This window comes from Amycolatopsis sp. NPDC104863 (genome assembly GCF_055582965.1).
Genome location: NZ_JBVJOW010000010.1, coordinates 1 through 15,173, shown reverse-complemented (window position 1 = coordinate 15,173; position 15,173 = coordinate 1). Strand labels below are relative to the sequence as shown.

Here is a 15,173-nt window from a genome sequence, read left to right as displayed (position 1 = left end):
TATCTGTATGCAATACTCCCGGCCATGGCCCGGACCCCGCTGCGCAGCGACCTCATCGAGGAGATCACCACCCGCGTCCTCGACGGGCGGCTCGCCGCCGGCGCGCGGGTCAACGAAGTGCACCTGGCCCGCGAGCTGGGCGTCAGCCGGACACCGCTGCGGGAGGCGCTGATCGGGCTGGCCGACCGCGGCCTGCTCGTCTCCGCGCCGGGCCGCGGGTTCCTGGTGCCGCCGTTCGACCCGGACGAGGCGCGCCGGCTCTACCCGCTGGTCGCCGAGCTCGAGGCCCTCGCCCTGCGCTGGACGTCGCCGCTGGAGCTGGCCGGGCTGCCCGACGCGCTCGACACCGTCGCCGACGAGATGGCCACGACGCTGGCCGACGGCGGCGATCCGTCCGAAGTGGACGATCGCTGGCACGCGCTGCTGCTGTCCCGCTGCCCGAACCCGCACCTGCTGCGCCTGATCGGGCAGACCAAATCGCTGCTCAAGCGGTACGAGTCGTGTTACTTCGGCGGGGCGGCGCGCGCCGAGGAGAGCATCGGCGAGCACCGCCGGATCGCCGCGGCGCTGCGGGACGGCGACCTGCCCCAAGCGTCCGCGGTGCTCGTCCGCAACTGGGTGAAAGCGCTGGCGTACCTGGGAAAGGACGACCGATGATCATCGCGCACCTCAGCGACCTGCACCTCGACGGCGAGCCGCGGGCCGACGAACGCGCCGCCGCGGTCATGGCCTACCTGGCCGAGCTGGCGGTCGACGCCGTGGTCGTCACCGGCGACATCGCCGACCACGGCGCGCCCGCGGAGTACGCGCGCGCCGCGCAGCTGCTGACGCACCCGGCGCCGGTGCTGGTGTGCCCGGGCAACCACGACATCCGCGCCGAGTTCCGCGCAGGGCTGCTCGGGCTGCCGCCGTCCAACGCGCCCGTGAACCTCGCGCAGGAGGTCGACGGCGTGCTGTTCGCCCTGTGCGACTCGACGATTCCCGGCCGCGGCGCGGGTTTCCTCGCCGACGAGACGCTCGACTGGCTCGACGGCGTGCTCTCCGAGGGTGACGGCCCGGCGTTCGTCGCCTTCCACCACCCGCCCGTCGAGGTCGGTGTCCCGCTCGTGGACGCGATCCGGCAGTCGGGGGAGGAGCGGCTGGCCGCGGTGCTCGGCCGGCACCCGCGCGTGACGGCGCTCCTGGCCGGGCACGTGCACACGGGCGCGGCGACGACGTTCGCCGGGGTGCCCCTGCGGATCGCGCCGGGCGTGGTGTCGTCGTCGCTGCTCCCGGGGGAGCCGGGCGCCGGGCGCGGCTGGGACGAAGGCGGCCCGCTGGACTTCGAACGGCCGCCGTCGCTGCTGCTGCACGTGCTGCACGACGACGGCCGGGTGACCACCCACCACCGCGTGGTCAGCCGCCGAACACCGGCAGCGTGATCCGCGACGGCCGGGCCGCGTCGTGGAAGACCTCGAACCGGTTCGGCTTCCCGTCGACCGCCGAGGTGATCGGCTCGTCCGTCCCGTGGTTGCGGGCGAACCGCGGGAACGCCCCGCCCGCCACCTGCACCCGCAGGCGGTGGCCGCGGCGGAAGCGGTAGGCCGTCGGGTCGAGCGTGACCTCCGCCGTCACGACGCCGTCCGCGTCCGCCGCCGGGACACCCGGCCGCAGCCGGAGGATGCCGTCGGTGACGTTGCGGGAGACCCCGCTCGTGTCGACGTCGCACAGCCGGACGTAGACGTCCGCGTACGGCAGCTCGGTGCGCACGTGGACGGTCGCCGACACCTCGCCGATGACGTCCAGCTCCGAGGGCAGCGGCTCGCCGGTGAACACCAGGACGTCCGGCCGGGCCTCGACCTCCTGGTTGTCCTTCTGCTTCCAGTCGCCGGTCAGCAGCGGCCCGCCGACCGCCGGGGTCGGGTCGGCCGGGTCGTAGGTGAACGCCGTCGGCAGCGCCTCGTCACCGACACCCTCGCCGAGCCCGCCGATCGGCCGCAGGTGCGACGCGGTCGCGGTCGAGGGCGGCGGCCACGACTCGAAGTCCAGCCAGGTGCCGGCGCCCTGGAGGAAGAGCCGGACCGGCGCGCGCTGCAGCTGCGTGCGGTCGCCGAGCAGGTGGGCGCGCAGGAAGCCGAGCTGGTCGCGGATCATCGGGCCCATGCTGGCCGGTTCGCCGTGCGCCCACGGGCCGATGGTGAGCCGCGGCGCCTTGCCCGCCTCGGCGAGCCGGCGGTAGTCGCGCAGCTGCGAGCCGATGAACAGGTCGTACCAGCCGGTGGCCATCGACACCGGGACAGCCAGCTTTTCGACGTCGGCGCTGTGGTCCGACATGGCCCAGTAGGTGTCGTCCGGCACGAAGTGCTCGGTGACGTCCTGGAGGAACTGCACCGGCTTGCCGATCGCGGCGACGTCGGCGCGGCTCAGCGGCAGGAACGACATCGCCTGCCGTGTCTTGCGCTTCTGGAGCGGGTTCGGGAACGCGGCGAAGCGTTCCTCCTGGCGGCCGATCATGGCCGACCACGAGACCATGTTGTCCGCCGCGAGCACGCCGCCCGGGTAGAACGTCGAGACGAACTCCGACGCCGTGACGCCGAGGCACATCGCCTTCAGCGGCGGGTCGAGGTAGGGGCCGACGGCCCACTGCGTGTGCCCGAGGTAGCTGGCGCCGGCCATGCCGAGGTTCCCGTCGCACCACGGCTGCGCGCGCAGCCACTCGGCGGTCGCGACGCCGTCCTCGCGCTCGAGGTGGAAGGGCCGGAACTCGCCGCCGGAGCCGAACGAGCCGCGGGTGCTCTGGATGACCGTCTGCAGGCCGTGCCGGGCGAACGTGTCGCCGAAGAGCTTCGAGAGCAGGCCCTTGCGCCCGTACGGCGTGCGGATCAGCACCACCGGCGCCGTCGTCGTGCCGGCCGGGGCGTACCGGTCCGCGAGCAGCGTGACGCCGTCGGCCATCGGCACCGGCAGGTCGCGCGTGACGACCGGTTTCGGGCCTTCGGCGCGGGGGAGCCCGAGCATCCTGTCGACAAGTCGGTCCAGCACGGGCGCCCGCCTTCCGAAGTGGAGTCACACCTTCCGGATCCGACGGTACCCCGTACCGGCCGCCTGGCAAGTCAGCTCAGCCGGGCGAGGGTCTCCGGCCGCAGCAGCTTCGCCAGCTCCTCGGCGGGGATCAGGCCCTTCTCGACGACCAGCTCGGCAACGCCCCGCCCGGTGGCCAGCGCCTCCTTCGCGATCTCCGTCGCGGCCGCGTACCCGATCGCCGGGTTCAACGCCGTCACCAGGCCGATCGAGTTTTCGACGTAGGAGCGCAGGACGTCGGTGTTGGCGGTGATCCCGGCGACGCACCTCCGTGCGAGCACCCGGCAGGCCGCGCCCAGGTGCGTGATGCTCTCCGACAGCGAGTGCAGGATGACCGGCTCGAACGCGTTGAGCTGCAGCTGCCCGGCTTCGGCGGCCATCGTCACGGTGACGTCGTTGCCGATCACCTCGAACGCGACCTGGTTGACCACCTCGGGGATCACCGGGTTGATCTTGCCGGGCATGATCGACGACCCGGCCTGCACCGGCGGCAGGTTGATCTCGTTGAGCCCGGCGCGCGGCCCGGACGACAGTAGGCGCAGGTCGTTGCAGCTCTTCGACAGCTTCACGGCGATCCGCTTGAGCACACCGGAGAGGTGCACGAACGCACCGCAGTCCTGCGTCGCCTCCACAAGATCTGCCGCAATGACGACGGGCAGCCCGGTGATCTCGCGCAGGTGGCGGCACGCGGCTTCGGCGTACCCCGGCGCGGCGTTGAGGCCGGTGCCGATCGCGGTGGCGCCGAGGTTGATCTCGTGCAGCAGCGCGACGGCTTCGTTCAGCCGCAGCCGGTCCTCGCCGAGCATCACCGCGTAGGTGCCGAACTCCTGGCCGAGCGTCATCGGGACCGCGTCCTGCAGCTGCGTGCGGCCCATCTTCAGGACGTCGTGGAACTCGACGGCCTTGGCGGCGAACGCCTGCTCCAGCACGACCATCGCGTCGGACAGCTCGCGCACCGCGAGGATCGTCGCGACGTTCACCGCGGTCGGGTACGCGTCGTTGGTCGACTGGCTCAGGTTGACGTGCTCGTTCGGGTGCACGACGTGGTAGTCGCCCTTGGCGTGCCCGAGCAGCTCGAGCGCGCGGTTCGCGATCACCTCGTTGGCGTTCATGTTGGTCGAGGTCCCGGCGCCGCCCTGGATGACGTCGACGACGAACTCGCCGTGCAGCGCGCCCTCGCGGATCTCCCGGCAGGCCGCGCCGATCGCGTCGGCGATCTCGGGTTCGAGCAGGCCCAGCTCGGCGTTCGCGCGGGCCGCGGCCTCCTTCACCGACGCCAAGGCCTCGATCAGGTGCGGGTAGGCGGCGATCGTGGCGCCGGTGATCGGGAAGTTCTCCCGGGCGCGGGCGGTGTGCACGCCCCAGTACGCGCCGGCGGGGACGTCCTTGTCCCCGAGCAGGTCGTGTTCGCGGCGGGTGGTCATCACAAGCTCCCCACGGAGGCGGCCAGTTTTCCGGTGACACGCAGGTTTTCCGGACCGGACGGGACGTCGGCGCCGCACAGCTTCAGCGTCGCGGCGAGCACGGGCAGCCGGGCCCGGTCACCGCCGTCGGCGATCTTGACGGCGATCGCCGTGCCGTCCGGCAGCGCGGCGACCTGGACGGCCTCGAAGCCGTCCTTCGCGATCAGCCCGGGCACCGCGCGCATGACGGCGGTGACGTCGCGACGGCTGCCGCCGACCAGGTTGGGGTGCTGCCGGATCCCGTCGGCGACCAGGTGGTCCGGCGTGCCGGGCGCGGCGGTGGCGATCTTTGACACGGCCGTGGCGAGCCCGCGCAACGTCGTCGCGAACAGCGGCGCGCCGCAGCCGTCCACCGCGACCCGCTCGATGCCGCGTCCGGTCAGGTCCTCGACGGTGGCGGCGATCGCGCGCTGCAGCGGGTGCGCCGGATCGAGGTAGCCGTCGGTCGGCCAGCCGTTCAGGTCACAGGTCGCGAGCATCGCCGCGTGCTTGCCGGAGCAGTTGTGCGCCAGCCGGCTCGGGGCGCGGCCCGCGGCGACCCAGCGGTCGCGCTCGACCGGGTCGTACGGGAAGTCCGCCGGGTTGCCGAGCGCGTCCGGGAAACGGCCGTCGAGCACCGCCGACGCGGCGTCGAGGTGCTCCGGCTCGCCGGAGTGGCTGGCCGCCGCGATGGCGAACCCGGCGGGGGAGAGGCGCAGGCCGAGCCGGGCCATCGCCGTGGCCTGCAGCGGCTTCGCCGTCGACCGCGGGTACATCGGCGCGTCCGGGTCGCCGGCGGTGAACAGGGTCGTGCCGTCCGGGGCGAGCACGACCGCCGAGCCGTGGTGGACCCCCTCGACCAGGCCGTCGCGCACCAGCTCGACGAGCGGTTCGTGGCTCACAGGCCCTCCTCGTCGAACGCGCGCATGTCGATCCGCTTGCGCACGGCGAACCAGCCCACGACCAGCGCGACGGCGATCGCGGGCAGCGCCAGGAGCGTGATCCGGCCGGTCTCGTCGAAGCCCATCAGCACCACGACGGCGGCCAGGAACACCAGCGTCGCGATCTCGGTGTAGGGGGAGAACGGCAGCCGGAACGACGGCCGCTCGACGCCGTCGCGCTTCGCCTTGCGCACGAACAGCAGGTGGCAGAGCACGATGATGGCCCAGGTGGCGAGGATGCCGATCGCGGCGAAGTTCAGCACGATGTCGAAAGCGTCCTTCGGCACGACGTAGTTCAGCCCGACCCCGAGCACGCAGACCGCCGCGGTGAGCAGGATCCCGCCGTAGGGCACGTGGTTGCGGTTCATCACGCCGGTGAACTTCGGCGCCGACCCGGCCGTCGCCATCGAACGCAGGATGCGGCCGGTCGAGTAGAGGCCGGAGTTCAGGCTCGACAGCGCCGCGGTGAGCACGACCAGGTTCATCACGCTGTCGGCCGCGGGCACGCCCAGGTGCGAAAGCACGGTGACGAACGGGCTCTGGTCCTTCGTGTAGGAGCTCCACGGCAGCAGCATCGCCAGCAGCACGACCGACCCGACGTAGAACACCGCGATGCGCCACATGATGGAGTTGATCGCCTTCGGCATGATCTTCTCCGGGTTCTCCGTCTCGCCGGCGGCCACGCCGACCAGCTCGACCGAGGCGTAGGCGAACACGACACCCTGGACGATCAGCACCATCGGCAGCAGCCCGGTCGGGAAGAGCCCGCCGTGGTCGGTGATCAGCTGCGGGCCGGGGACGGCGCCGTCGATCGGCGTCTGCGTCACCAGCAGGAAGATCCCGATCACCATGAACAGCACGAGCGCGGCGACCTTGACGATGGCGAACCAGAACTCCATCTCGCCGAACAGCTTCACCGAGACGAGGTTGAGCGTCAGCACGACGGCGAGCGCGATCAGCGCGAGCACCCACTGGGGGATCGGCGAGAAGAACGACCAGAAGTGCGCGTACAGCGCGATGGCCGTGATGTCGGCGATGCCGGTGGTCGACCAGTTGAGGAAGTGCATCCAGCCGGCGACGTACGCGCCCTTCTCGCCCATGAACTCACGCGCGTAGGAGACGAAGGCGCCGCTGGAGGGCCGGTACAGGATCAGCTCGCCGAGCGCGCGGACGACGAAGAACGCGAAGAGCCCGCAGACGCCGTAGACGATCGCGAGCGCCGGCCCGGCCTGGGCGAGCCGGCCGCCCGCGCCGAGGAACAGGCCGGTGCCGATGGCGCCGCCGATGGCGATCATGGTCACGTGCCGGGGCTTGAGCGCCTTGGCGTAGCCGGCGTCCCCGGCGTCGGCGGCCCGGGTGAGGGTCTTCTCGGTCACTGGTCCCCGTTCACGATGCTGGTGAGCGTGTCTTCGACGTGCTGCAGGTGGGCGGTCATGGCGGCGACGGCGGCGCCTTCGTCGCCGCTCTCGATCGCCGTGACGATCTCCCGGTGCTCGACGTTCGACTGCCGCCGCCGGCCGCCGAGCTGGTTGAGGAAGGCGGACTGCCGGGCGAGCGCGTCGCGGATCTCCTCGATCACCTTCCCGAACACGGGGTTGCCCGAGGCCTGGGCGATGGTGATGTGGAAGAGCGAGTCGAGCGCGACCCAGGCGGTGTTGTCGGTCTCGGCGTCCATCCGGTCGACGAGGTGGGCGAGCAGGTCGAGGTGGTCCTGGTCGCGCCGGACGGCGGCATAGCCCGCGACGGGGATTTCGACGTGCCGGCGCACCTCGATGAGGTCGCGGGCCGAGTAGGGCCCGAAGGTCGGGTGCTCGGCGGGCCCGGTGGCGGTGACGAAGGTGCCCTTGCCGGTCTTGGACTCGGTCAGGCCGAGGGCCTGCAGGCCGCGCAGGGCCTCCCGGACGACCGACCGGCTGACCTCGAACTCCCTGCTCAGCGCGGCCTCGGAGGGCAGCTTGGCGCCCACGGCGTACTCGCCGTTTTCGATCAGCCGGCGCAGGTGGGCCAGCACGGCCTCCATGGCGCTGACCCGCCGCGGACCACCTTGTCCGGCTGTCCGGCTGTCAGACAGGTTCATGCGGGGAATGCTCGGTCCCGGGGGACGCGCTGTCAACGCGAGCCCGGGCCGCTGTGGCTCACCTCACCGCCGCGGCCGTGATGCCTCCCCAGGCACGCCTGATGCCCCTCCAGTCACGCGTGATGCCTCCCTGATCACGCGTGATGCCTCCTCGATCACCTCGCCCGCCGGCAACCGGCCCGCCCTGCCCCGGGCGTCGCACGAGAAGAGCGGGGCTGGAGTGCCCCACCCGCCCGTCCGGCGTCCCCGCGTGACCACCCGGCAGCGGCCGGTACCCGCCCGCCGCACCGTGCTCATCACCGCCCGAAAAGGGGGGCGTGTCCCAGCGGCGGAACACTGCCCGCGAGGAGCAGAATCGACCGGGCCAGTACGTGTCGGGACCGGCAACGCCACGGGTTAGGGTGAGGGACCCGGGCGCAGCCGGTCCCATTCACCTAGGGGAGGTTTTCGCTGGTGTCGAACGATTCCTTCGTCCACCTGCACGTCCACACCGAGTACTCGATGCTCGACGGTGCGGCGAAGATCGCCCCCCTCTTCGCGGAGGCGGCGCGCCTCGGCATGCCCGCGGTCGGCATGACCGACCACGGCAACATGTACGGCGGCGACGAGTTCTACCAGCAGTCGAAGAAACACGGCCTCAAGCCGATCATCGGCATCGAGGCCTACATCGCGCCGGAGAGCCGGTTCCACAAGAAGCCGGTCTTCTGGGGGCAGTCGAACCAGCGCGGCTCCGACGAGCTGGGCGAGGGCGGCGACGTCTCGGGCGCCGGCGCGTACACCCACATGACGATGCTCGCGCAGAACGCGACCGGCCTGCGGAACCTCTTCAAGCTGTCGTCCCTGGCCAGCATGCAGGGCTACTACCGCAAGCCCCGGATGGACCGCGAGCTGATCGCGGAGAACCACTCGGGGATCATCGCGACCACCGGCTGCCCGTCCGGCGAGGTGCAGACCCGGCTGCGGCTGGGCCAGAAGGAGGCGGCGATCCAGGCCGCGTCCGACTACAAGGACATCTTCGGCGCCGACAACTTCTTCCTCGAGCTGATGGACCACGGCCTGCCGATCGAGCGGTCGGTCCGCGAGGGCCTCCTGGAGGTCGGCCGGCTGCTCGACCTCAAGCCGATCGCGACAAACGACTCGCACTACGTCACCAAGGACCAGGCGGACACGCACTCCGCGCTGCTCTGCGTCCAGGCCGGCAAGACCCTCAACGACCCGACCCGGTTCAAGTTCGACGGCGACGGTTACTACCTCAAGGCCGCCGCCGAGATGCGCGAGTACTGGGACAAGGAGGTCCCGGGCGCGGCGGACAACACGCTGCTGATCGCCGAGCGCGTCGAGTCCTACGAAGACGTCTACGCGCACAAGGACCGGCTGCCGTTCTTCGAGGTGCCGGAGGGTTACGACCAGGGCGGCTGGCTGCGCGAAGAGGTCGCGAAGGGCCTCGCGTGGCGCTTCCCGGGCGGCCCGCCCGAGGGCTACCCCGAGCGGATCGAGAAGGAGCTCGACGTCATCATCGGGAAGGGCTTCCCGGCCTACTTCCTGATCGTCGCCGACCTCATCAGCTACGCCCGCCGCGTCGGCATCCGCGTCGGCCCCGGCCGTGGTTCCGCCGCCGGTTCGCTCGTCGCGTACGTCCTGGGCATCACGAACCTGGACCCGATCCCGCAGAAGCTGCTGTTCGAGCGGTTCCTGAACCCCGAGCGCGTCTCGATGCCGGATATCGACATCGACTTCGACGACCGCCGGCGCGGCGAGATGATCCGGTACGCGACCGACAAGTACGGCTCGGACAAGGTCGCCCAGGTCATCACCTTCGGCACCATTAAGACCAAGGCCGCGATCAAGGACTCCGCGCGGGTCCACTTCGGCCAGCCCGGGTACGCGATCGCGGACAAGATCTCCAAGGCGCTGCCCCCGCCGATCATGGCGAAGGACATCCCGCTCTCGGGCATCGTCGACAACAAGCACGAGCGCTACGGCGAGGCCGCCGAGGTCCGCGCGCTGGTCGAGACCGACGACGAGTGCAAGACGATCTTCGAGACCGCCCGCGGTCTCGAGGGCCTGATCCGCAACGCGGGTGTGCACGCCTGCGCGGTCATCATGTCGTGCGACCCGCTGACCGACGCGATCCCGCTCTGGCAGCGTGACGACGGCTCGATCATCACCGGCTGGGACTACCCGTCGTGCGAGGCCATCGGCCTGCTGAAGATGGACTTCCTGGGCCTGCGGAACCTGACGGTCATCGGCGACGCGATCGACAACATCAAGGCCAACCGCGGGATCGACATCGACCTCGACACCCTGGGCGTCGAGGACCCGGAGACGTACAAGCTGCTCGCCCGCGGCGACACGCTCGGCGTGTTCCAGCTGGACGGCGGGCCCATGCGTGACCTGCTGCGCCGCATGGAGCCCACGGTGTTCGACGACATCGTCGCGGTCGGCGCGCTCTACCGCCCCGGCCCGATGGGCATGAACGCGCACAACGACTACGCCGACCGGAAGAACAACCGGCAGAAGGTCAAGCCGATCCACCCGGAGCTCGACGAGCCGCTGCGCGAGATCCTGGCCGACACCTACGGCCTGATCGTGTACCAAGAGCAGATCATGCACATCGGCCAGAAGGTGGCCGGCTACACGATGGGTCGCGCGGACGTGCTCCGCCGCGCGATGGGCAAGAAGAAGAAGGAAGTCCTCGACCTCGAGTACGAGGGCTTCGAAGCCGGGATGAAGGCGAGCGACCTGCTCCCGGGCGGGTTCTCCGCCGAGGCCGTCAAGGCGCTCTGGGACACGATCCTCCCGTTCGCCGGCTACGCGTTCAACAAGAGCCACGCGGCCGCGTACGGCCTGGTCTCCTACTGGACCGCGTACCTCAAGGCGAACTTCACGGCCGAGTACATGGCGGCCCTGCTCACGTCGGTCGGCGACAACAAGGACAAGTCGGCGGTCTACCTGTCCGAGTGCCGCCGCCTGGGCATCAAGGTGCTGCCGCCGGACGTCAACGAGTCGGCCCTGCGGTTCGCGGCCGTCGGGGACGACATCCGCTTCGGCATGGGCGCGGTCCGCAACGTCGGCGCGAACGTCGTCGAGTCGATCATCAAGACCCGCGCGGAGAAGGGCAAGTACGCCTCCTTCACCGACTTCCTCGACAAGTCCGAGCTCGTGGCCTGCAACAAGCGGGTCATCGAGTCGCTGATCAAGGCGGGCGGGTTCGACTCGCTCGGCCACACGCGGCTGTCGATGATCCAGGTCCACGAAGACGCGGTGGAAGCCGTCGTCCCGCTCAAGCGCCAGGAGGCGATGGGCCAGTTCGACCTGTTCGGCTTCGGCGGGGACGAGGGGGAGGCGCAGCCGTCGTCGTCGCCGCTCGCGCACCTGAAGTTCGGCGAGGAGGAGTACCCGCGCAAGCAGCTGCTCGCCTACGAACGCGAGATGCTCGGCCTGTACGTCTCGGCGCACCCACTGGACGGCGCCGAGCGGATCCTGCGCAAGCACGCCCCGAAGCCGATCGCCGGCATCCTCGCCGACCCGCCCAAGGAAGGCGAGCTCGTCATCTCCGGGCTGATCACGTCGCTGGAGCGGCGGGTCAACAAGAAGGGCGAGCCCTGGGCGATCTGCACGGTCGAGGACATGGACGCCTCGCTGGAGGTGCTGTTCTTCCCGAAGTCGTACGCGCTGTTCTCCTCCGAGCTGATCGAGGACAACGCGGTGCTGGTCAAGGGCCGGGTCAACTGGCGCGAGGACAAGATGTCCATCTTCGGCGGCGGGCTGGCGACGCTGGACCTGTCCGAGGTCGGCACGGGCAACGGCGACGACGAGCCACCGCTGGTGCTGCTGGCCGCGGCGGAGAAGATCGACCAGTCGGTGGTCAGCGAGCTCCGCTCCACGCTGCTCGCCCACAAGGGTGAAACGATGGTCCACCTGAAGCTGGTGGGGCGGAACCAGACGGTGTTCGCCCTCCACGACTACCCGGTGAAGGTCAGCTCGATGCTGATCGGCGAGCTCAAGGGGATCCGCGGGATCACCGCTTCCACGTAGGTTCTGCGCGAAACGGGCGGGACCGCGGCGGACAACGCGCGCGGATCCCGCCTTTCGTGTTTGCTGAGCTGGATGACTTACGAACCCGACCCCCGTCGCTGGAAAGCGCTCGCCGTCTCGCTGACGGCCGGGTTCATGGGGCTGCTCGACGTCAGCATCGTCAACGTCGCCCTCCCGTCGATGCAGTCGGGCCTGCACGCGAGCAGCGGCGGGATCCGCTGGGTCGTCTCGGGGTACGCACTCGCGTTCGGGCTGGTCCTGGTCACCGGCGGCCGCCTCGGGGACGCGTTCGGCCGCCGGACCATGTTCCTCGGCGCGCTCGCCGCGTTCGTCGTCACGAGCGCACTGGCCGGCGCCGCCCCGAACGAGACGACGCTCGTCATCGCGCGGCTCGCCCAGGGCGTGGCCGCGGGCATGCTCACCCCGCAGAACACCGGCCTGATCCAGGACCTCTTCCGCGGGCCCGAACGCGGCCGCGCGTTCGGGATGTTCGGCGCGGTCGTCGGGATCTCGACGGCCGTCGGCCCGATCCTCGGCGGGGTGATCCTCGCCGTCTTCGGCGCCGAGGACGGCTGGCGCTGGGTGTTCTACGTGAACGTCCCCATCGGCGTGGTCGCGTTCGGGCTGGCCCTGCGGCTGCTGCCACGCGGCGAGAAGCGTCACCTGCGGATCCGGGACGAGATCGACTTCGCCGGGATCGCGCTGCTCGCGGTCGCGGTCCTCGGGGTGCTGCTCCCGGTGGTCGAATCCGACCAGGACGGGCTCGCACGGTTGTGGTGGTTGTTCCCCGTCGCGGTGGTCTTCGGGGTGGCGTTCGTGCGGTGGGAGCACCGAGTGGTCCGGCTCGGCCGGTCCCCGCTGCTCGACACCCGGCTGTTCACCGGCACGCCCGGGTACGCCGTCGGGGCGTCGGTCGGCGCGCTCTACTTCGTCGGGTTCGCCGGGATCTGGCTGGTCTTCGCGATGTTCTTCCAGCAGGGCCTCGGTTACTCGCCGCTGCAGTCCGGGTTGTCGGTGACGCCGTTCGCGCTCGGCTCGGCCGTCTCCGCGGCGGTCGCCGGACGGCTGGTGCCCCGCTTCGGCCGGCTGCTGACCGTCACCGGGCTGAGCATGGTCGCGGTCGGCCTGCTCGTCGTGGCGCTGCTGGCCGAGCTCGTCCCGCCGTCGGCGTCCGGCTGGGCGTTTGCGCTGCCGCTGCTGTTCGCGGGGGTGGGCGGCGGCATGGTGATCTCGCCGAACACGACGTTGACGCTCGAGTGCGTGCCGGTGCGGATGGCCGGGGTCGCGGGCGGCGCGCTGCAGACCGGGCAGCGCATCGGCACGGCGATCGGCACCGCCGTGCTGGCGTCGGTGTTCGGCGCGGTCGTCGGAGCGGCGGCCGGCTACCCGGTGGCGCTCACCGTCGCGCTCGGCTGTGCCGCCCTCCTGACGTGCGGCGCGCTGGCGCTCGCCGTCGCCGAGCTCCGGACGCGGCGCCACCGAGAGCAGGCTTCCGACCAGGAACGCGAAGCGCGGGAGGCGCACACCTCCGCCGCGGACGTCCAACGGGGCTGAGACACTACTTTCGGCAGATTCGCGATGCTCCATCCGAGTGACGAGCACGGAAAGACACTGGTGCTACGCAGAGCAACCGGGTAGATCTTATGGAGCCTTCACTGCGCGGCTTCGGCTACCGACAGTGGCAATCGGTCGGCCACCCGGGGATGGGGTGACCGGCCTGAGCGATCGAGGCGTCCGGAGTTCGAGGGAATGGACACACTCGGTCACCTTCCATCCAGTGAGTTGTCGGCGTCCGCGGGGGACCGTCCGGCACTCGCGGAAGGGCTGCCCATCGGCTGCCGGCAGCGCGCGTGACGGTGGCGGGCGGGCCCGGGTGAGGGGGAACCGGGCCCGCCCGTTCTTCGTGTCGTGCTTCCACCCGGCTCGTGATCATGTTGGGATGACCGCATCTCACCGGCACGAGACCAGGAGCTTCGATGACCGAGCAGCCGTCTTGGCCCGGGAGCCGGATCCGCGTGTGGCACCGGCCGATGCGGTCGCGGGACAGCAGTGAGCAGCACCGCGTCGCGACCCCTCTGGAGCTGCTGTTCGACCTCTGCTTCGTGGTCGCGGTCGGCCAGGCGGGGGCGTCCCTGCACCACGCGCTGGCCGAGGGCCACGCCGCCCATGGCGTCGCGTCGTTCGCCATGGTGTTCTTCGCGATCTGGTGGGGCTGGCTGAACTTCAGCTGGTTCGCTTCGGCGTTCGACACCGACGACGTCCCGTACCGGCTGGCCACGCTCGTGCAGATCGCGGGCGGGCTGACCGTCGCGGCTTCGGTGTCGAGCGCGTTCGAAGGCGACTTCCGGCTGATGGTCGTCGGGTACGTCCTGATGCGGCTGGCGATGGTGTTCCAGTGGTTGCGGGCCGCGCGGTCGGACCCGGGGTGCCGGCCCGCCGCGCTGCGCTACGCCACCGGGATCGCGGTGGTCCAGGTGCTGTGGGTCTCCTACCAGTGGCTGCCGCAGGGGATCCGCGTCGTCGCGTTCGTCGTGTTCGCGGTGCTGGAGATGGCCGTCCCGGTCTGGGCGGAGAACCGGCGGGGCACCACGTGGCACCCGCACCACATCGCCGAGCGATACGGGCTGTTCACGCTGATCGTGCTCGGCGAGGTGATCCTCGGCGCGACGAACGCGATCAAGGAGGGCGCCGCCGAACCCGGGCACGTCGGCGCGTTGGTTTCGCTGGCCGCGGCCGGGTTGGTGCTGGTGTTCTCGATGTGGTGGCTGTACTTCGACCGCCCGGGGCACACGCGGCTCGTCCGCCGTCCGACCATGTTCACGTCGATGAGCTGGGGCTACGGCCACTACTTCATCTTCGCGTCGGCCGCGGCGGTGGGAGCGGGGCTCGAGGTGGCGGTCGGCTACGACACGGGTGCGTTGCACGGGCTCGGCGGGGTGGCCGCGGCGTTGCCGACGACGGTGCCGGTCGCGGTCTTCCTGCTGAGCGTGTGGCTGCTGCACATCGGGCCGACCAACGAGTGCCGCCCGATCGCCATCGGTTTCCCGGTGACGGCGGTGCTCGTCTTCGCCGCGTCGTTCACGCCGGCGCCGATCCACATCGCGGCGGTGCTGACGGCCGCGCTCGTTGTGCTGACGGTCGTCGCCACCCACGGGGAGCCGCAGACTTAGCTGCTGCCCGGCTACTTGCCGGATCGACGCAGGTCAGCGGCCTGGCGCGAATAAAGGGGACCCCCCTGTGCGAGGCCGTTTCGGGGCATGTAAAGTTCTCCAAGTCGCCAGGGAAACCGGGCGGCCGCCGGGGCCACGAACCAAGCTCCCACGAACGTGGTAGAGTGGGTGGTCCTGAACCGAGGTGGTAGCCTCGGAACAAAGCTTGAAACAATCGCCGAGAGTTTCAGCCGCCGATAACGCGGGTGGATCCAGAGTGTGTTGCTTGAGAACTCAACAGTGTGCTAGTGAACTAAGCCAGTAGAGCTTATGTATTGAACCTCGTATGAGGTTCCTTTGAGAGCATTAATTTGCCTCGATTAAACTGTTCATTGTTGGAGAGTTTGATCCTGGCTCAGGACGAACGCTGGCGGCGTGCTTAACACATGCAAGTCGAACGCTGAAC

The 15,173-nt window shown here is 70.5% G+C and carries 10 protein-coding genes and 1 rRNA gene; 6 read left to right on the top strand and 5 right to left on the bottom strand.

Features of this window, described 5'->3' with window-relative positions:
- Positions 1-24 precede the first annotated feature (24 nt).
- A complete protein-coding gene (locus ACZ63J_RS41345) occupies positions 25-657 on the top strand; it encodes a GntR family transcriptional regulator (RefSeq protein WP_465407379.1) in 633 nt (210 codons plus the stop codon).
- A complete protein-coding gene (locus tag ACZ63J_RS41340) occupies positions 654-1,421 on the top strand; it encodes a metallophosphoesterase (RefSeq protein WP_465407377.1) in 768 nt (255 codons plus the stop codon). The genes ACZ63J_RS41345 and ACZ63J_RS41340 overlap by 4 nt, the downstream gene beginning before the upstream one ends.
- On the opposite strand, the gene ACZ63J_RS41335 is transcribed toward ACZ63J_RS41340, so the two are convergent.
- From ACZ63J_RS41335 to ACZ63J_RS41315, 5 genes are all read right to left on the bottom strand, one after another.
- Entirely contained in the window at positions 1,396-3,021 is a 1,626-nt protein-coding gene (locus tag ACZ63J_RS41335; protein ID WP_465407375.1) for a CocE/NonD family hydrolase, read from the bottom strand. The genes ACZ63J_RS41340 and ACZ63J_RS41335 overlap by 26 nt on opposite strands.
- 71 nt (positions 3,022-3,092) lie before the next feature.
- Positions 3,093-4,484 (bottom strand): aspartate ammonia-lyase, encoded by a 1,392-nt coding sequence (gene aspA / locus ACZ63J_RS41330; protein WP_465407374.1) that lies wholly within the window; start codon positions 4,482-4,484, stop codon positions 3,093-3,095.
- The gene (locus ACZ63J_RS41325; protein WP_465407372.1) at positions 4,484-5,404 is read right to left on the bottom strand and encodes an asparaginase; all 921 of its coding nucleotides are present in this window, start codon (positions 5,402-5,404) and stop codon (positions 4,484-4,486) included. Before ACZ63J_RS41325 ends, aspA begins: the two co-directional genes overlap by 1 nt.
- Positions 5,401-6,738 carry an amino acid permease gene (locus ACZ63J_RS41320; RefSeq protein ID WP_465314444.1) on the bottom strand — a complete coding sequence of 446 codons (1,338 nt, stop codon included), beginning with the start codon at positions 6,736-6,738 and terminating at the stop codon, positions 5,401-5,403. The genes ACZ63J_RS41325 and ACZ63J_RS41320 overlap by 4 nt, the downstream gene beginning before the upstream one ends.
- Before the next feature lie 77 nt (positions 6,739-6,815).
- Entirely contained in the window at positions 6,816-7,463 is a 648-nt protein-coding gene (locus ACZ63J_RS41315) for a FadR/GntR family transcriptional regulator (protein WP_465314445.1), read from the bottom strand.
- A 510-nt stretch (positions 7,464-7,973) separates the two neighbouring features.
- On the opposite strand from ACZ63J_RS41315, the gene dnaE reads away from it, so the two are divergent.
- From dnaE to ACZ63J_RS41295, 4 genes are all read left to right on the top strand, one after another.
- A complete protein-coding gene (gene dnaE, locus ACZ63J_RS41310) occupies positions 7,974-11,558 on the top strand; it encodes a DNA polymerase III subunit alpha (RefSeq protein WP_465314440.1) in 3,585 nt (1,194 codons plus the stop codon).
- Positions 11,559-11,630: 72 nt separating this feature from the next.
- On the top strand, positions 11,631-13,112 hold the full coding sequence (locus tag ACZ63J_RS41305; protein WP_465407370.1) for an MFS transporter: 1,482 nt from the start codon (positions 11,631-11,633) through the stop codon (positions 13,110-13,112).
- Positions 13,113-13,534: 422 nt separating this feature from the next.
- Positions 13,535-14,728: a low temperature requirement protein A gene (locus ACZ63J_RS41300; RefSeq protein WP_465407368.1), complete on the top strand. Its 1,194-nt coding sequence runs from the start codon at positions 13,535-13,537 to the stop codon at positions 14,726-14,728.
- Between the two features lie 371 nt (positions 14,729-15,099).
- Positions 15,100-15,173: ribosomal RNA gene (locus tag ACZ63J_RS41295) — 16S ribosomal RNA — on the top strand; the annotation flags it as partial.

What these genes read in the sequence shown, in the direction of transcription:
- ACZ63J_RS41345 (WP_465407379.1), top strand. Translation starts at nt 25, where the DNA reads ATGGCCCGGACCCCGCTGCGCAGCGACCTCATCGAGGAGATCACCACC.
- ACZ63J_RS41340 (WP_465407377.1), top strand. Translation starts at nt 654, where the DNA reads ATGATCATCGCGCACCTCAGCGACCTGCACCTCGACGGCGAGCCGCGG.
- aspA (WP_465407374.1), bottom strand. Translation starts at nt 4,484, where the DNA reads ATGACCACCCGCCGCGAACACGACCTGCTCGGGGACAAGGACGTCCCC.
- ACZ63J_RS41320 (WP_465314444.1), bottom strand. Translation starts at nt 6,738, where the DNA reads ATGATCGCCATCGGCGGCGCCATCGGCACCGGCCTGTTCCTCGGCGCG.
- ACZ63J_RS41315 (WP_465314445.1), bottom strand. Translation starts at nt 7,463, where the DNA reads ATGGAGGCCGTGCTGGCCCACCTGCGCCGGCTGATCGAAAACGGCGAG.
- ACZ63J_RS41305 (WP_465407370.1), top strand. Translation starts at nt 11,631, where the DNA reads ATGACTTACGAACCCGACCCCCGTCGCTGGAAAGCGCTCGCCGTCTCG.
- ACZ63J_RS41300 (WP_465407368.1), top strand. Translation starts at nt 13,535, where the DNA reads ATGACCGAGCAGCCGTCTTGGCCCGGGAGCCGGATCCGCGTGTGGCAC.